Source organism: uncultured Phascolarctobacterium sp. (assembly GCF_934190775.1).
Lineage (GTDB): Bacteria > Bacillota > Negativicutes > Acidaminococcales > Acidaminococcaceae > Phascolarctobacterium_A.
On record NZ_CAKPTG010000027.1, the window covers coordinates 1 to 17,886 of the forward strand.

Below are 17,886 nucleotides of genomic sequence, written 5' to 3' on the forward strand. Positions count from 1 at the left end.
AAGTTTATTGAAGAACTAATCTAGCTCTTATTATTTAAAAAAGAAGTTATTTGACTTGGTCTTGCGCTTTCGCGCTCAACCCGCACATTCGCTTTTTTCTAGGTTCAATGTTCAGTTTTCAAGGTTCAGTTTCTGACTTCGATAAATTGTCATCTTCTGCGTCAACCCATCGCCTCGCTCGTTCGATATACTATAAGTATTATCTCACTCGCTCAGCTCGAGTTTCCTTGAATCTAAGCAATTTCTCTTTACCAGTGCCTAGCGATTTTGGCTTTTGTTTTGTTGCCGTATCGCGTCGACTTGTATATAATACCATGTGACCTACATTATGTCAACACCTTTTTTGTTACTTTTTTAACATTTTTCCGTGATACACGTGGTTCAGTATTCAAAAGAAGTATCATGTATACACGCTTTAAAGCACCTGAAATTTCTTATGAAAATCTCAAAAAAGTTAAAATTTCTACCGAAAAATAGTAAAAAACGCGTAAATTTCTCCAAAAAAATTGAGCTGACTCAAGAATTTTTTCTCTCGTCAGCTCGTTTTTTATTGTACTAACACCATTCTATTTTACTTCAATTGGCAGCTTAATCAGCTTCTGTTGCGCACCACTGTTATCCAGCATCACAAAAATTTCTTCTGCATTACCGGTTTCCCAATCTGCTTTAAACAACTCAATCGGATAAACCTTGTGAATCTGGCGCCAGCTGCTGAATTTATATGTAGGAATATATTGGCGCACCTTTACTTCATCACGCCAAAATTCTGATACCACTTCAAAAATTGCTTCCGTCTGCCACTTCAGCCACTCAGGACGCCACTGCGGAATCTCGCAGAATACGTCAAAACGCAAAATCTCCAGCAGCTTCGCCTGTTTATCAGCATAGTTTTCTTCTATAAACTGCTTTAAGATAGCTGCGACACCCTTGGCGTTATGTGTCTGCGGATAAAAGCCTGCCTTCACCCACCACTGCGTCAGTTGTTTATAAAAAGCAAAGGCTGTCATGCCTGAAGCACGTAGCAAAGCGCGAAGCGTATATTTAAAGCCACCGCTGTTTGCCGTCTGGTCCAAAATATTATCCAGATGCTTCAAATATAGCATATCCTCATATGGCATATACTTCGTCGCTAAAATCTCATAAGGCGGTTCATCCATATAACGCAAATCGTGCTGCTCTGCTTCCCTGCGCATCTGCGTACCAGGCAAAACCTTCAAAAAGCCCAGTTGCAGCATATCAGCGCCCAGCCCGTAAACATCATCAAAGGATTTGGCAAAGGTCGGCAAATCCTCGTACGGCAGACCAGCAATCAAATCAACATGGATATGCATATTACCGAAAGACAGTAGACGTTTGACGTTAGCTGCCAGCTTTTCCCATTTATCCTGTCTGTTGATGGCCTTCAACGTCGGCTGATGCGTGCTCTGAATGCCGATTTCCAGCTGGAAGCGTCCCTTCGGCACCGTCTCCAGAAAATCTATAATGCGCTCAGAGAGTATATCGGCCTTAATTTCAAAGTGAAATGTAGCATTTGTATCAGCCTGCGCCAGATGCTGCATCATCGGCAGAAAATATTTTTCGTCAAGATTGTAAGTACGATCGACAAACTTTACCAGCGGCACACCTGCAGCAATAAATCTGTCCAAATCGCGCAGCACAAGCTCCAGCGGACGCTTGCGCACAGAACGCGATATACCGGACAAACAATATGCGCAGTTAAACGGGCAGCCACGCGTGCATTCGTAATATACTATCTTATGCTCTGCCAGCATTTTTTCCAAATCAGGATACGGAAACGGCAGCAGGGACATATCCTCTATTATGGTGATGCCGCCGTTCAGGTTCACCTGCTCCCCTTCGCGATACGCAATATGCTTAGGGACAGGGACAGCGCCACCGCCAGCCAAATACCGTAGCAGCTCGCTGAATACAAGCTCGCCCTCACCCTGCACGATGTAGTCTGCCTGCGGCAGCTCCGCAAAGATTCTTTCTGCGTCAAACGCAACCTCCGGCCCGCCAATCACGATTGCAGCCTGCGGACGTAGCTTGCGCAGCATGCGGATTAGCTTGAAGACGAAGGGTTTGTTCCAGATATGCACTGAAAAACCGTAGACCTGCGCCGGTGCTGCCATGATTTTTTCCAGCACCGCCAGAATCGGCGTGTTGATAGTTTCTTCTATTAAAGTTATTTCGTGCCCCTGCGCTTTGGCATATTCGCCGACGTAGCGCAGGCCAAGGCCCGTATGAATATATTTACTGTTAATTGCGCTTAATACTACTTGCATTCCTCTGCTCCTCAATTTTTAACCACAAATACAGAAAAAGCTCTACAACCGAAATTGTAGAGCCTAAATTTACTGGTGCCGAAGGCCGGACTAAAATCCACCGCATAGCACTATTGAATTTTTAGGTCTGACTTTATGTGGTCGTTTTTATATGGTTTTATGTATTTGATTCTGCCAATTTTTCCAAATTGAGTCCGCCATATACTATACGAATTATATTTACATTTTGCTTTTGCTCGTCAACAATATAAAATACAATATAATTATTAACTGGCAGCTTATGCATTTGCATACTTGCCCATGGCTCCCATTCAACTAATGAATATCGTGTTGGCAAAATATCTAAAGCACGGATTTCTTTACGTATCCGATTCACCTGATTTCTTGCTGACTGTGGTGCATAAAGCTTTTTTGAAATATAATCATATATACTTTTAATATCCAGCAATCCTTGCGGAGAATACATCACCTTATATTTAATCATATACCTAGTTCCTCTGCCAAAATCGCGTCAACTTCATCGGCAGTATAGGCTTTGCCACTCTTCATTGAGTCGATACCTTTATGAAGCTCAGCATCAATTTCTTCTCGAATCATAGCACCAATAGCAGTTGGCTGTTTTACTGGTAATTGTAAATTTAACGGCAAGCCGTTAGTGAGAACTATCTGGCTGTAAAACATTTGGATAGCACTTGCCGGACTAATCCCTAATTGATTTAAAATATTTTCGGCATTTTGTTTTAAATTTGTGTCTATTCTTGCGTAAAGTGCAGTTGTAGTTGCCATATCAATGTCCTCCTTTTTCTTTCAGTATAACATTGATTTTCGGCATATGCAAGCGATTGCAAGCAAATGATTATTTTTTATGTTTAACTTATTCAGTAGCAAAGTGCTTATTATACAAAAAAGCGGTCTATCTTTCGATAAACCGCTAAATTTACTGGTGCCGAAGGCCGGACTCGAACCGGCACGAGCGTGAACCCGCTTGATTTTGAGTCAAGTGCGTCTGCCAATTCCGCCACTTCGGCATAAGTTCCAATCACTCGGAACAATAGTAATTATACTCGTTTCTTAAAGCTTTGTCAATAGCCTTATTTAAAAATTCTTATAGGGGATTACTTACTACCAAAATACCTCTTAGAACAAACTATCCATCTGCCCTTCATCAGTCACCTCAACACGCGCCAGACTCAGAAACTCAACATCATTACCGGCAATATGCTTGCTTTTCAAATAAGAAATATTACTCAACTTAGACGAAATTAAGTTTAAAACATAGATGTTGTCATAACAATTATAAATCGACTCACCACCAAGTCCGGTAAAGGATATCAGCTGAGTATTATTTTTTGCTGCCATCTCCATTAACGGCGTAAGCAGATGCGCGGCATTAGTCTGAGCAAACGGATTATCCATCATTAGTACCTTGCCTTCATTGCGGTCTGCATAAACGTCTGCATCATCACGACGCATGTAATACAAAAGGCTCGAAAGAATAACAAATGCTGATAAAAAACCCTCTCCACCGGAATTACGTGCTACGTCACGCCAGGAAATCTGTATTTCACGCTGCGCCTCAACCTTGAACATCTGCACATGAACATTATTAATACCAACAACGGTATCGAAAAGTTCTTTGGTAGTCAACAGCTTACCAAGCAGTTCAGCGAGGGGTTCACCTTTGCTTAATTTTGCCAATCCTTTTTCCGCTATTGTATCTACTAAATCTGTAATACTACGATGATAAATATTAGCGTTTTCCTCCCAGTCAGGAAGCTGCAATTTGAGCATTTTTACATAATGACCACGAATTTGAATGCTAGAATTGCGATCAATATATCCTAATTGCTTGTGAACTTCCTTAAGATAATCCTCTAACTGAGTAATGATTTGTTCTTTTTCCTGCTTAACTATAGCAATATCAACCTGTAGCTTTTCAGATATTCTGACATAGGACTCTAAAACAGCATTAAGCTGCTTTACAAAGATTTTAGCATCGCTTGTAAGCTCCTGCAGCATCTCTATACATTTTTTATAGGAATCCTCTTGAAAAGCTTCTACATTACGCAACCTGATTAGAGCCTGCTCCAGCTTTCGTTTCGCCTCATCTTCCTGCGCTTGGGCAATCTTATATTCTTTTCTCAACGATAACGTATAACTTGACAGCTCTTCTTGTGAAAAATCTTCCAATTTAAAGCTTTCACACCACTCTACAGTTGTCGCGCCTTCATTATATTCAGCTAGACCAATAATATTCTCCCTAATATTCTGCTCTTGTTCTCCCAAGGATTTTTGCAAATCTTCCTTCAGCCTGCGCTTATACTGCAGCATATTTTTCTCTTCTGCAAAATTTCTCTCAACAACTTCATCCTTAGGCAAAGGCTCAACAACATGACATTTTTCTTCCATCTGTCTAAGAATATTATTTTGCTCCCCCTGCACCTGTGTTAGTCTTTTTTCAATATCTATACGTGCATCTCCAAGCTTTTTCTTATCTTGAGTCAGCTGCTTCTGCTTTGCATCCAGCTCCTGCATTTTAGCTTCGCTATAACGTTCATTCACCCATTCTTTGCTTTCCAGGCCAAAACGATTTGCTCTATCTCGCAGCTTTTGTTTAACTTTTTGCACCTTGCTTGCGAGATTTGCTCTATTATCCTCAAGCGCTCTTAATTCTCCGGAAAGCTTTTCCTGAATGCTATTTAACCGTGCTTTCAAGGCTTCAGTATTCTGCGCAATGTCATCAGCAAAATTTTTTGGCTTAGTCACCTTCTTATAGCCTGCATATTTAGCCATTTCATCATTCAGAGCTTTCATATTACCTGAAAGATCCGCAAGAGATTTTATTTGCCACTCCAGGTTATTTTGCAATTTTTCAAGCTTATCGTCTAGTCTTTTCTTTGCATTTTCAGCTTTATCCAAAGTATTATTGCATTCATATAGCTGCTTATTATCAATCAGATATTGTTGATATTTTGCTGTCAACTGCTGCAATGCCTCCTGACGCAGTTTCAGCTTTTCTATCATCTGGCCTATTTTTGCTAAATCCTGGCTAATATTTTCCTGTGTCAGTAAATTATCAGCTTTTTCTGCCTGGCACTGCGCCTCCCGCTTCTGCAGCTTGGCAATTGCCTCCTGCAAAGAAAGCAGCTCATCCTTCAGCCTCTCATAGCTTTCTTTGGTAAGGCTCTGTTCTACCAGCTCGCTATATTTCGCACTGTATAAATCATATTCAGCCTTTCGTTGCTGAAGCTCCTGTTCAATCTTCTGCAGCTTTGCCTTCAATTCAGCCAGCAGACGCTGCAGTTTTTCTTCGTTTAGCAGATTATCGTTAAATAGCATAAAGAAATTCACATCTGCACTTTTAAGGACACCATTATCGACCTTTGTCTGTGTAGCTTGCGTTAAGCTTTCGCGTAAAATAATCGGCACCGGGAGTGAAGTATAAATATTTTTTTCAGCCCTTTGCAGGTCTTCTATTTCTTTGCCGGTCATAATCAAAGCATACGGCAGGAACGGATGCTGTTTTACCAGCTCCAGGTTCAATTCCTCACTATTTTTATTGTTTTTCAGCCATTCCATGCCATATACAATATTTATGCCCAAACGCTCCAGCATCTGCACCAGTTCAGTTGACAGCTCCACGGTTTTGCCAGTCTGCAGTCCCTGATACTTTTTCTGTACTGTATCTAATTTATGCAACAGCTTTGTTCTGGCTTCATCCATTTCCGAAAGCTTTTTGGAAAGCTCTTTTTGAATATATTCTTTATCAAAAAGATATATCTCGTCAAGCTGAAGATATTGCAGCAAGGTTTTTCGTTTTGCAAGCTGTTCATCAAGCTGTTTTTTAACCTGGGTACGCTCAACTAAGAGTTGCTCTTTACTGCCCCTTTCTTTTGAGCAATCCTGTAAGCTACGATCCAAGTCACTAAACGCAGTTTTCAGGCCACTTAAATTCTGCTGTTGCTGTTTCTGCCTATCACTGGCTTCCTGCTCATCAGCTACCAGCTTTTCTGCCATAACCTTTAACACACCGGCCTCATATTCTCCCAGCATATTACGCTGCAAAGCACCAGCGCCAGGTTGCCACTTTTTATTATAGCTTTCCTCAACATCATCATAAGCCTGCACTAAGCTTTGAAGACGTCCCTGCGTAGTATGCAGCTCATTCAATCTGCTGATCAACTCTGATAGTTCTTGTTTGGCTTGTTTTTGTAAGTCAAGACAAGCCTTCTTGTCACTCTCTTCCTGCTGAAAGCGCTCCTGCATCTTTTGCAGCTCCTGCCCAATATATTCTTTCAGCAAATAGCCAATATATTCGCGTTCCGGCTCAAGGTCCTTATTCTTTTTACGGGAAACAGCAACTCTCTGCTCTACTCTTTGTAATTCCAACACATCTTCATTTAAGCGCTCCTGCAGGTCCGCACAATCCAGAATATGCCGCCGTCTTTCCCATAATTGTGACTGCTCTTCCAGTTGACTGCTTTGCTGTTCATTATCTTCTTTTAGTACGATTAACGCTTCTTTTTTATCTTCTGCATAATAAAAATTACTGGAAAACTCTTCATGCAGCAAATGCACCAATTGTTTGCCTAAAGCATCCAATTCAGCATTGCAAACAGCAATTTCCGTTTCATTTTTAGCAGCGAACCGGTTAAGCTCAGCCAGGCACTCATAAATTTTATTCAGCTTAACAGCGACAGTAGCAGAAGAAGCTTCATACTCTTTGCCAAATGTCAAGATAGGTGTCGCCTCCTGCTGAAATGCAATAAGCTTTTCCTGTTGTTTTATTTTTTTAGAATTTTCGTTATAAGTAGTGATATATTTTCCCAGGATATTACGGAACTCCTGCATCCTGTTGTTGCCTTTATTCAGCTTATTTTCTACAGCATCGAGGAACCATTTTTCTACCAGCCCCTTCTCATCCTTGCATTCAGCAAACAGCTTAGAAAGACCAGACTCCTCTTCGTTGATTTTCTTAATAATATTCTGCCATTCGCGATAATCTATACCATATTCTGCAAGCTTAGCAAAGTACTGCCTGCTTTGCGCAGAGTTGTTCATATCATAGCAAAAAAACTTGTTTATTCTTTCCTTTTTATACTCATCAAACATCTTGTGACAAGCATTGAAGCTTTTAATTCTGAGCTCCTTTTTATCACTCTCGACAACAGGCAGGTGATTTATATCCTGCTCACATGGCTCGGTATACTCGCTGATAAAATTTATCAGCTCCAGCTCCTCTTCGTTATCCATATTTTGGCTCTTACGCACCATCATTCCTGTAAGGCAGTAACCGGCGTCATCCTCCAATACCCATTCCACCATAATAAAAGATGGTTTAGATGTATTAAAATAGCTGGCAAAACTACGCTCATTAAGATTACGGTAACGCTTTTGTACAAATGGTGCCGTCAAAAGTTGCACCAATACGGACTTACCACCACCATTCTGCAAGGAAATCAAAGTGCTTCTGCCATTAAAGTGCAGTGTTTCATCACTGATATGAATGGAATTATGGTTATAATTTACATTAACCAGCCTAATAGCATTAATCTTGCTCATTTTCTTCCGCTCCTAAAATTCTCTGCACCCGCTCAAAATTATTTTTATTCAACAGATTCCAGTCCATAAAATGATCAAGTTTGCGTGTTGTCTTAATCATTTCATCCTGCTCAATATAATCTATCAAGCCCTGCTCCTGCAGGAAATGCAAAATGCTGAACAGAAAACCTTCTTTAGTGGTTTTCTGACGATTTCTTTTTTCATCAGAACGCAAGGACTCATAAGCCTCTCGCATAGCAGTAAAGGCCATGCCATTCTGCGCCTGCTCATCCTCCGAATAACGCGCTGCCCCCTCCTTGAGCTTGTCTGTTATGGAATTCTGCAAATCTCCCAATAGAATAAAATCACGCGTCTTAGAGCTGCTGCCCTGCCCGTCATAAAACTCCAACAACAGAACCAGGATAACAAATTGCACCAAATAATAATCCTTATCGGTAGCATTACTGCGGCAAAGCTCCTTCTTCAGCTGTCCTTTGGAATAGCCTAAATAATTATTTTCCTGCCCTGGTATAAGATAAATAATGCCACCATACGTTTCTACATGGCTATCAGCAGCATCTGCTTGCGACTTGACTAACGTCTGCACTTCATCCTGTTCAATATATGCTTTGTGTAGCTCCGGTGCTTTTTCCTCCCGTAGCTCGTGATGCTCCAATAAGTAATAAAATATTTTTTGTGATTGCTTAATTGTTTCAATCTGATAAGCCATATTTTCACTCCCAAACTGCCTTCAGCATGACATCAGAACAACGGATATTTTTCAAAACACCAGTATTTGCATCAAGCTGCTTCAACAAAACCGGATTAGCCTCCGGTAGGCGATGTACTATAAGCTTTTTTACTTTCTGCCATTGCGCACGCTTGTCCAAAATATCCAAAAGCATACTTTGCAGGCGAAAATCCTTCGTCTCTTCCTGAATAAATTCTGCTCGCTCGATGCGCATGCTAGTAATATCAATTTTCTGAACCTTGAGCAGCTCCACCATAATCTCTTTAAATACTGCTATATTGGGAACTAAGCGCTCGCGCTCATCCTGACTAAGCTGCTTTATCAGCTCAGAAAGGCGCAACTGACCTTTGCTAATGGTATACTTCAGAATAACAGTCAGGCTTGCTTCGTACTGCGCCAGTCTTTCCGCCAGCAGCTTTCTTTGTTCCGCCTCCCAAGCCTCAGCGTCAAAGCTTTCAGTTGCACCTTCTTCCCACTCAGCTTCCAACAGCCGTACTCTCTGCAGCTCCAGAAAAAGATTCGGATTAACAGCCTTTTCAGGTTCCTTATTAAATAACGGATGTAGAAATATATCTAAATTCTGCAGGCATTCCGGTTTAGTTAAAAGCTTCTCATAAAAGTCGGCACGTAAATTAAAGCGCTGTACCAGAGACATTTGCGAAACCTTTTCCAGCTCTGCTGTATATAAGGCCTTAAGGTCAAAATGATTATTTAAGATTTTTTGATATTCATCTATTGCACGACCTAAATAATTATCTATTTCACGCAGATTCCGTAGCTTGGCAACATCATCAGGAGGCAAACTATCTAAGCTGATATTCTGCTTCTCCAAATCCTCTACACGTGCCTGCACAACATCGCGATGTCCCTTGAATTTTTTCTTCGACTGGTCAATAGTCTGCAGATTATCATATAACAGCTCACTATATTCGCTGACACTATACTCCAAAGCATTGCGCCTTATCCTCAGCATAGCAGCCTGAATTTTTTGCAGTTGAATACGCATCAGGTTAAAGATATTTTTTACATCATCCAACGCCTTATCATAGCTTTGCTTCTCCAGATGTAGCTTAAATATCATCTCCTGAATCGTCAGCTTCAGGTTGCTTTCAACCTCCAGTGTCCCCAAAAGCAGATTATAGCCATCATCTGTAAGATAATACGAGGTACGGCGCACATCCTGTTCGTCATAGATAATGCGATTGTTGACGTAGCTGATGTGCAGCTCCTTCATCTCCTGCTGCTCATAATCATAGCCGCCAAAATACATCGGCCTTCCTTCGTTGGACAGTACCACGTTAACAATGAACTTAGTCAAATCACTGCATTCAGCATAGCTCATAGACTTTTTATAATACTTTTCGTTAAGACTGTCCAAAAAAACAGTAATATTATCAATAGTACAGCTTTCTTCCTTCAGTGACTGCTCCATAATATAAAGCATCACAGAAAAAATCACATTCAGTTGCTCGTCCAAAGTATTAAAGCCCCGTTCCTTCCAGATATACTTCTGACTGCTATTATCATAAAGCAGAGCATATAAGCCTACGCATTTCATGCGTCTCGTAAAATCCTTCAAAAAATCGTACTGCATAATCAACCTCAAAAATCACTTATCGTCAAAATCTCCTGCGGGATATACAAATCCTGCTGCAAAATACTTTGCATTTGCGCTTGCGCATCAGCGGAAAAATAACGGAAGAAAGCTCCCTGCATATTTCGGTTCTGGTCTTTTTTCGTTGGCGGCAGCTGCTTGTAATTATCCGCCTTCGCCAGCATCGCCAGATACGCAGGAATAAACGGTTTAATCTCCCCTTGCTCAACAAAACTTTCTGCCAGTGTTTCATAAATGCCTATGCCTTCGTAATCCAAATCGCCAAAGTACAACAGCTCATTTCCGTCTGCCAGCATATATGGTTCAGCGCTGGCGTTAAACTCCTGAAAATAGCTGACAACTCTTTTGCCGGCGCCGTAAATAATAGTACTTATATTTTCTCCCAAAAGCTGGCTGTTTCCTGCCAGCAGATACTTTCTCATGCTAAAAAAGGTGTCTTTATTTTCTATAATCAACAGCTTTTGCGGTACGGCACGTGTTGAAGCAAAATAAGCAAAGGGCTCAGCAGTACTGTAGCAGTTGAATTCAGAAAGCTCCAGGCCGCAGTGACCTAATATTTTTTTGCCTGCTCCCTGAAGCAAAAACTTTTCTCTTTGCCAGATTTGGAAGCTACGCTCGTTATAAGAAACCTGCTTCGCAAGTAACGTCACACTGTTCTGCAGGAAACTGCTCAACGGCAAAACATCGTTACGTTCTTTATTATAAGTTTCAAGATTATGCTGATAATATGTTATATTAATTTGCGAAGCCAAATTAAACAAAAGCTCCTGCTTCAACGCTGAATAATCCTGCTTCTGCTCCAGCTCCCAGTATTCCCGATACAATGCTGGCTTCTTGCCGTTTTTCTTCGACGCAAGCAAAGGCTTTATTCGTCCACTTTCTACAAGCTTCATGATATAAGCATGCTGTTCGCTATATTCTGCATTAATCTTACTGCCTAAAATTTCTTCTAATGTCCTGCGCTTTTTCATTTTGCACCTCAAACAAAAAACTCCTAAAGCAGCTAAAAACTATCTGCTTTAGGAGTATTATAACATATTTTTATCTTACTTTAATTTACTTTCCCAACAGCGCCTTCAGCTCCTTGAGCTTAGCAGCAAACTTCTGCAAGGTTACGGTTACAGGCTGCGGCGTATTCAGATCCACGCCGGCGTTCTTCAGGATGTTCAGAGAATAATCGCTGCCGCCCGCATGCAAAAAGCCCAAATATTTTTCCACTGCTCCCTCTTCGCCGCTTAAAATAGCGCTGGCGAAGGCGGTCGCTGCACTGTAGCCTGTTGCGTACTTGTACACATAAAACGGCGTGTAGAAGTGCGGTATGCGTGACCATTCGCTTGCCAGTTCCTTGTCCACAGTCAGCGCCGGGCCATAGTAATCCCTGTTGCTCTGCAGCCAGTATTCCTCCAGCTTTTCGGCCTGCAGGGACCGGCCTGCAGTGATTTCGCCGTGAATATATCTTTCGAATTCAGCAAACTGCACCTGTCTGTAAACCGTTGTGCGCACTGCCTCCAAAAACTGGTTCAAAAGATAAATCTTCTGCTCCGCCGTAGCATGCTTCAAGGTATGCTCCAGCAATAGGTTTTCGTTCGTTGTGGACGCAACCTCAGCGCAGAAAATAGTATATTCCGAATTAACGTAGCTCTGCGCCTGACTGCTGAAATAGCTGTGCATAGCATGGCCCATTTCATGTGCAATGGTAGAAATGCTGTTGTAGCGCGGCTGATAATTGAGCAGCACAAAGGGATGCACGCCATACACGCCCCAGGAATATGCGCCGGAGCGCTTGCCCTTGTTTTCGTAAACGTCAATCCAGCCTTCGGTCATGCCTTTATGCAGTGCCGTCAGATATTCTTTGCCTAACGGTGCCAGTGCCTCCTCAACCTTGGCGCAGGCTTCCGGGAAGCTGCAGGCAAAGCTGTCGCCTGCGGTAGAAATAGGCATATACATGTCATAGTAATGGAATTCATCTACGCCAAGTACATCCTTCTTTAATTGGATATACTCATGCAGCGGTTCAAAATTATCATGCACGGTATCAATCAGTCCGTCGTAAAGACTGGACGGAATATTATCCTCCGCCAGCGCTGCTTCCAGTGTATCCTTGTAGTTATGCACGGTAGCATAGAAATAACCGGTGCGCGCAGAGCCGGTGAGCGTTGTTGCCAAGGTATTGCGGTATTGATGATAGGTATTCATCAGGCCGGTGAAGGAATTTTTGCGCAGTACGCGGTCGGGAGAGGTCATGTTCAGCAGGTAGCAGCCTTCGCTGACGCTCGTCTTGTTGCCCTGACCGTCGGTAATTTCCGGGAACTGCATATCAGCGCTCACGAGCGCGCGGAAGGCCGCTGCTGCTGTGCCTGTTGCCAGACGGCTTTGCGCAAAAACAGCTTCCTTATCAGCGGACAGCACATGTTCAGAGAGGCGCACCATATTTTCAATATAAAAGCGGTATTCTGCCAGAGCAGGCTCTTCGTCCAGCATATGCAGCAGCTTTTCTTTGCCTAAGGCCAGCATTTCCGGCTCTATAAAAGCGTTGGCGTTGCTGAAGGCTGCAGCCATACCTTCGGCCTCGCCTGCGAGCGCCTGCAGCTTCTGGTCCGTATTGTCCGCATCCTGCTGTAAGCGGGCGTAAGCGTAAATCTTATCCAGCAGCTTTGCCAGCTCTTCCTGCAGCTTTAAGGCTGCACAGACTTCGGCTGCAGTATTCAGTTGGCCCTGCATAGCCTGCAGCTGCGGCAACTTGCTCTTATATTCTTCGCAGGCCGCCTGCCAATCATTTTCACTGGCATATATATCGCTTACATGCCATTTGCAGGCCGCCGGAATCTGCTCTCTGGCAACATTACTGCCATGAAGCGGTGTAGTATTTTTTTCTTCTGTCATTATCAATCAGCTCCTTATTAAACTGCTCATTTAGGCCACAGGCTGGGGTTGCCATATTGGGCATCCAGCTCATCACTGAACCAGCGTCCGTTTAGCACATTATGAATGATATAATTTTTGCTTTGCTCATTAACGCTCTTGTCATTAGCCATCTCGGCCAAAATGCCGGCATAGCTTACTCTGCTGTTGATGCTGCTGATGCGTGCATGCTGACGGTTGGCATCCAATACAAGCTCCGGACGGTAGGTGGGATTCCATGCCTGCCACGTTGTTCCCAAGGCTGGCGTATTAGGATTGCCGATACGCATAAAGGCTGCAATCGAAGCAATAAATGCTTTGCTCAGCTCCTTGGAGCCTGCCTGCTCAAAGGCATCGGTATTTTTGGTATAGCCATAGCCCTGATCCGTCAGGAAGGGCTGGAAGATGCCATGCAACGCACCGTTACGCACCATGTATTCCTTGCCGACAACATCAGCAGTATGAGCAAAAGCAAAGCTGCAAACATACATATCGGCCTTATAATGCGGATACAAAACCTCAGCAGACTGCTGGCCGTTGAAGAAGCCATACAAAGCACTGCCGTATTTATTGGCAAATTTAAATTCACTGGTAGTCTTATAATCGTTGTTGATTAAGTTCAGACGGTCCTTGAAAAATGGGTCGCGCGCAGCAAAGGAGCTGAACTCATCAGCACTTGCCAGCATCATCAGCGGTACGCTGTAGTAATGCTTCGTAGCAAAGCCTTCTTCCGGCAGTACCTCGCCGTCACCGTAAAGATGCGGAAAGGCGCTCATGCGAATGACAGCGCCTGCCATCACCGGAGCCAGACGTTCTGCCGGCATTGCCTGCAGATATTGACGCACAGCCTTTTTATCCTTACCGTTGTCACTAAGCAGCCAGTTTTCGGCGTTAATCAGATTATTTTGCTTACCATCCTCTACCACCATCGGCGCTAATTTCTGTGCGATAGTTTTCTTGCTCTTGTCAGCATCAGCAACAGTCAGACCGCCGCTGAAGGAAATAGCCTTATCAAATTTATTTTTGAAAACAGGCGAAATCAGCATCGCCATAACATCACGTCCACCGGCGGAAAAACCGGAAACAGTAATATTCTTGGCATCACCACCGAACTCCTTAATATTGTCGCGTACCCAGTCCAAGGCTGCAGCCTGGTCAAGGAAGCCGAAGTTACCGCTCTGTTCCTTCTTGTTGCCATCTGCCAGAGCAGGCAGATTATTAAAGCCCAAAAGTCCCAGGCGATACTGTACGGAAACATAGACCATGTTGCCTTCCTGCGCCAGCTTGTTGCCCTCCATCAGATGGCTGTTGCTGGCCTGGTTATTGCCGCCGTGGATATAAACCAGTACCGGCAGATTTTTTTCCTGCGTATCGGGGCGCACAATATCCAGCGTCAGCATGCCCTCCTGCCCGAGCACCTTTTTGCCGTTGTATTGGATATTAGCCGGAGCAGCCTTGGTGCAGTCCAGAATTCCCTTATGCTTCTTTGCCTGCTGCGCCTCACGCCAACGGTCAGCGCCCGTCGGCTGCTGCGCATACGGAACGCCCAGCCATTGCACTACCTGATGCTTGTCGTCATAAGCACCGGCAACAACACCCTGCTGGGTTTTAACTTCATTATTAAAATTAGCAGCCTCGGCCGCAGTTGTAAAAACGCTTGCCGCCAGCAGCGAAGCAAGCACATATTGCATCTTTTTCATCTGTATCATTGACTCCCTCATAGAAATTTATTAAACACTTACTTCTCTATTATAAAGAAATGCTGCCCTCTTGACAAGGCTGTGCGAAAAAAGAGGCCGCCTTCTCAGCAGCCTCAAATAACTATTGTGATTGACTTTTTCAAATTGCCTTAGCAGCATAAAGAGCGCACAGAGTTTTGGCATCGTACAGCTCGCCGTCCGCAACCATGCGACGCAGCTCTGCGGGAGTAAAGGCCTGCACGCCGATGAATTCGTCCTCATCGGTATGCTGGGCAAACTTTTGCAATCCCCAGGCCTTATATAAATGGATAATCTCATCAGAAAATCCCGGCGTGGTTGCAATGCTAATCAGCTTCTCCCAATGCTCTGCGTCATAGCCTGTTTCTTCGCTCAGCTCACGCTTAGCACATTCCAATGTATCCTCCTCCGGACCATGGTCCAGCTTACCGGCGGGAATCTCCCACAGCAGCGTAGCAAGCGGATAACGGCACTGCTTTACCAGCACCACGCGTCCGTCAGCCAGCACCGGTACAATCGCCACTGCGCCCGGGTGACGGATATATTCGCGCGTTGTATCATTACCGTTCGGCAGCGTTACGTGGTCGCGCTGCACCTTCAGCAGGCGGCCGCTAAAGACCTCCTCATTGCTTCCCGGTACATATATTTCATCTAAAGCTGCCTCATGAAATTTTTTCAGCATCATCTTACCTCATTTCTCCTGCAGTCGCTTTAAGCTGCTTTTTATCTGCTCCGCACCCTGCAGCAGCTCGGTAGCACTTTCAAAGGCCGCCCTGCTGGCAGTTGCGCCTGCCGTCATACGCACCAGCTCCTGCAGTCTGCCGTTATAATCAAGCGTTGTCAGCTGCGTTACCGTGCGTCCGTCAGCACTTTGCTTTTCGATATGAATATGATTATCGGCAAAGGCAGCAATTTGTGGCAGATGCGTAATACACAGCACCTGACCGACACTGGAAATAGCAGCAATTTTTTCCGCCATCTTCTGCGCCGTAACGCCACCGACACCGGTATCAATCTCGTCGAATACCATCGTAGCAACATCGCCGCTGTTCATCAGCACAGTCTTAACCGCCAAAGCAATACGGCTCAGCTCGCCGCCGCTCGCTACCTTTTCCAGGTCATTCAGCGGCTCGCCCATATTTGCACTGAAAATAAATTTCAGCTCATCACGGCCAAGCGGCATAAACTTGTCCAGCTGACCGCACTTTATCTGCAGCACACCGTTAGGCATCGCCAAATCACGGATATGCTGCGTAATGCGCTGCGCCAACGCCTGTGCGCTGGCTTCACGCAACTGCGTCAGCACTGCGGCAGAACGTCCCAAACGCACAACTGCTTCCGCCACTGCCTTCTGAGCCTGCTCCAGGAGCTGCGCAATCTGCTGCAGCTGCTCCAGCTTTTCCTGCGTCTGCTGCAAATAATCAAGTGCCGACTGCGTACTGCCGCCGTACTTCTTCTGCAGGCGGTAAATCACATCAAGACGCTGCTGCACCTGCGCAGCTCGCTCACCGTTGAACTCACTGCCTGCCATATATTTGCTAAGCTCAGTACGGCAATCGTCCAGACTAATCCAGGCACTGTCGGCGCATTCTGCCAACGGTGCCAGACGGCTGTCGTAGCGAGCCGCATACTGCAGCTGGTCGCGCACTCTTGCCAGACGTGAAAGGATTGCGTCCTCCTCATCAAGCTGCTGATAAGAGCTGTCCACAGCCTTCATAATGCGCTCACTGTTCTGCAGCAAACGTGCCTCCGCCTCCAGGGCATCTTCCTCGCCTGGCTTTAAAGCAGCATCCGAAATCTCCTTGATTTCCCAGGCGTAACGGTCAAGCAGCAAATCCTGCTGCTCATTTTCCTGCTCCAGCTTGCTCAAATGCTTGACAGCAGCAGTATACTCGCTGTAAAGCTGCTTATACTCCTGCAAAGCCTGAGCCAGCTTCGGACCGCCAAAAGAATCTGTCAGATGCAGCGGCGCATCCGGCTTCAGTAACGCCTGGTTCTCGTGCTGGCCATGAATATCAACCAAACGCGCACCAATAGCCTTCAGCACAGCCAAAGGCACCTGCACGCCGTTAATATAAGCGCGGCTTTTGCCCGCAGCGCTAATCTGACGCTTAAGGAACAAATCCTCCTCCGGCTCCAGACCGTGCTCCGTCAACAACGCTTTAAGCTCCTGCTGACCGCTCACGTCAAAAACAGCCTGCACCCACAGGCCATCTGTACCACTGCGCACGTAATCAGCAGAGGAACGCCCGCCAAGCACCATACCGAAGGCATCTATCAGAATAGATTTACCGGCACCGGTTTCGCCTGTGAACACATTGAAGCCGGGAGTAAAATCAGCATGCGCGTCCTCTAACAGTGCAAAATTGTGAACATGCAATGATTGCAGCATAATTTTGTGCCTCGCTTATCTGTATTCCTTGAAGCGTTCCAGCAGAGTGAGTACAGCTTCTTTATTGGGCAGAGCAATGAAAACAGTGTCATCACCGGCAATAGAGCCAAGAATTTCCGGCCACTTCATATAATCCACCGCAAAGGCAACAGCCTGCGCTGTGCCAGGCAGTGTGCGGATAACCACCATACTGTCGGAAGCACGCACACTGACGATAGAATCGTTAAAGGTACGCTCCAGGCGCTCCATAGTCAGCATCATGCTGTGCTCCTTCGGATATGCGTAGTGGTAATGGCCGTTGGCATCCGGTACCTTGACCAGCATCAGCTCCTTGATATCGCGCGAAACAGTTGCCTGCGTAACATCAATGCCCTGATGACGTAAAGCGGAAGCCAAATCCTCCTGCGTTTCAATCTTATTGTTGTCAATAATCTCTTTAATTTTAGCGTGTCTGGTCATTTTCATAGTCAATCACCTCTAAAAGCAAAATATTTCTATGTCTTACTTTCCTATATTTATGATACATCTATGAAGGTTATGATGTATAGTAATGCCTTACGTATTCTATATAGTGTCTTATCGTGCGCCACGCCCTGTACCTCTATCCTTCGTTTACGTCATGGCACACGAGAAGGTACCGGAGACGAAGAAGGGCGACGACGGCGTACTACTGCTACGTCTAG

General features: G+C 44.7%; 12 protein-coding genes and 1 tRNA gene. All 13 read right to left on the minus strand.

The window, feature by feature from the left end; all coding sequences use genetic code 11:
* Positions 1–566 precede the first annotated feature (566 nt).
* Entirely contained in the window at positions 567–2,285 is a 1,719-nt protein-coding gene (locus tag Q0G26_RS10995; protein WP_293830616.1) for a B12-binding domain-containing radical SAM protein, read from the minus strand.
* A gap of 157 nt (positions 2,286–2,442) precedes the next feature.
* Positions 2,443–2,769: a type II toxin-antitoxin system RelE/ParE family toxin gene (locus Q0G26_RS11000; RefSeq protein ID WP_293830618.1), complete on the minus strand. Its 327-nt coding sequence runs from the start codon at positions 2,767–2,769 to the stop codon at positions 2,443–2,445.
* Complete coding sequence (locus tag Q0G26_RS11005) at positions 2,766–3,071, minus strand: type II toxin-antitoxin system RelB/DinJ family antitoxin (RefSeq protein ID WP_293830619.1); 306 nt, start codon at positions 3,069–3,071, stop codon at positions 2,766–2,768. Before Q0G26_RS11005 ends, Q0G26_RS11000 begins: the two co-directional genes overlap by 4 nt.
* 155 nt (positions 3,072–3,226) lie before the next feature.
* Positions 3,227–3,313: transfer RNA gene (locus tag Q0G26_RS11010), tRNA-Leu, on the minus strand.
* A 109-nt stretch (positions 3,314–3,422) separates the two neighbouring features.
* Positions 3,423–7,847, minus strand: coding sequence for a hypothetical protein (locus Q0G26_RS11015; protein WP_293830620.1), 4,425 nt, complete (start codon positions 7,845–7,847; stop codon positions 3,423–3,425).
* Positions 7,834–8,556 carry a DUF6063 family protein gene (locus Q0G26_RS11020; RefSeq protein WP_293830622.1) on the minus strand — a complete coding sequence of 241 codons (723 nt, stop codon included), beginning with the start codon at positions 8,554–8,556 and terminating at the stop codon, positions 7,834–7,836. Before Q0G26_RS11020 ends, Q0G26_RS11015 begins: the two co-directional genes overlap by 14 nt.
* A 4-nt stretch (positions 8,557–8,560) precedes the next feature.
* On the minus strand, positions 8,561–10,171 hold the full coding sequence (locus tag Q0G26_RS11025; RefSeq protein ID WP_293830624.1) for a hypothetical protein: 1,611 nt from the start codon (positions 10,169–10,171) through the stop codon (positions 8,561–8,563).
* Positions 10,172–10,179: 8 nt separating this feature from the next.
* Entirely contained in the window at positions 10,180–11,163 is a 984-nt protein-coding gene (locus tag Q0G26_RS11030; RefSeq protein ID WP_293830625.1) for a Wadjet anti-phage system protein JetD domain-containing protein, read from the minus strand.
* An 85-nt stretch (positions 11,164–11,248) separates the two neighbouring features.
* Positions 11,249–13,075: an oligoendopeptidase F gene (gene pepF / locus Q0G26_RS11035; protein WP_293830626.1), complete on the minus strand. Its 1,827-nt coding sequence runs from the start codon at positions 13,073–13,075 to the stop codon at positions 11,249–11,251.
* A gap of 26 nt (positions 13,076–13,101) precedes the next feature.
* Positions 13,102–14,793: a carboxylesterase family protein gene (locus Q0G26_RS11040; RefSeq protein WP_293830627.1), complete on the minus strand. Its 1,692-nt coding sequence runs from the start codon at positions 14,791–14,793 to the stop codon at positions 13,102–13,104.
* A gap of 139 nt (positions 14,794–14,932) precedes the next feature.
* Positions 14,933–15,493, minus strand: coding sequence for an NUDIX hydrolase (locus tag Q0G26_RS11045; protein WP_366517773.1), 561 nt, complete (start codon positions 15,491–15,493; stop codon positions 14,933–14,935).
* 9 nt (positions 15,494–15,502) lie between these two features.
* Positions 15,503–17,203: a DNA repair protein RecN gene (recN, locus tag Q0G26_RS11050; RefSeq protein ID WP_293830630.1), complete on the minus strand. Its 1,701-nt coding sequence runs from the start codon at positions 17,201–17,203 to the stop codon at positions 15,503–15,505.
* A gap of 15 nt (positions 17,204–17,218) precedes the next feature.
* Positions 17,219–17,668 carry an arginine repressor gene (gene argR / locus Q0G26_RS11055; protein ID WP_293830632.1) on the minus strand — a complete coding sequence of 150 codons (450 nt, stop codon included), beginning with the start codon at positions 17,666–17,668 and terminating at the stop codon, positions 17,219–17,221.
* Between the last annotated feature and the right edge of the window lie 218 nt (positions 17,669–17,886).

What these genes read in the sequence shown, in the direction of transcription:
- Q0G26_RS10995 (WP_293830616.1), bottom strand. Translation starts at nt 2,285, where the DNA reads ATGCAAGTAGTATTAAGCGCAATTAACAGTAAATATATTCATACGGGC.
- Q0G26_RS11000 (WP_293830618.1), bottom strand. Translation starts at nt 2,769, where the DNA reads ATGATTAAATATAAGGTGATGTATTCTCCGCAAGGATTGCTGGATATT.
- Q0G26_RS11005 (WP_293830619.1), bottom strand. Translation starts at nt 3,071, where the DNA reads ATGGCAACTACAACTGCACTTTACGCAAGAATAGACACAAATTTAAAA.
- Q0G26_RS11015 (WP_293830620.1), bottom strand. Translation starts at nt 7,847, where the DNA reads ATGAGCAAGATTAATGCTATTAGGCTGGTTAATGTAAATTATAACCAT.
- Q0G26_RS11020 (WP_293830622.1), bottom strand. Translation starts at nt 8,556, where the DNA reads ATGGCTTATCAGATTGAAACAATTAAGCAATCACAAAAAATATTTTAT.
- Q0G26_RS11025 (WP_293830624.1), bottom strand. Translation starts at nt 10,171, where the DNA reads ATGCAGTACGATTTTTTGAAGGATTTTACGAGACGCATGAAATGCGTA.
- Q0G26_RS11030 (WP_293830625.1), bottom strand. Translation starts at nt 11,163, where the DNA reads ATGAAAAAGCGCAGGACATTAGAAGAAATTTTAGGCAGTAAGATTAAT.
- pepF (WP_293830626.1), bottom strand. Translation starts at nt 13,075, where the DNA reads ATGACAGAAGAAAAAAATACTACACCGCTTCATGGCAGTAATGTTGCC.
- Q0G26_RS11040 (WP_293830627.1), bottom strand. Translation starts at nt 14,793, where the DNA reads ATGAAAAAGATGCAATATGTGCTTGCTTCGCTGCTGGCGGCAAGCGTT.
- Q0G26_RS11045 (WP_366517773.1), bottom strand. Translation starts at nt 15,493, where the DNA reads ATGCTGAAAAAATTTCATGAGGCAGCTTTAGATGAAATATATGTACCG.
- recN (WP_293830630.1), bottom strand. Translation starts at nt 17,203, where the DNA reads ATGCTGCAATCATTGCATGTTCACAATTTTGCACTGTTAGAGGACGCG.
- argR (WP_293830632.1), bottom strand. Translation starts at nt 17,668, where the DNA reads ATGAAAATGACCAGACACGCTAAAATTAAAGAGATTATTGACAACAAT.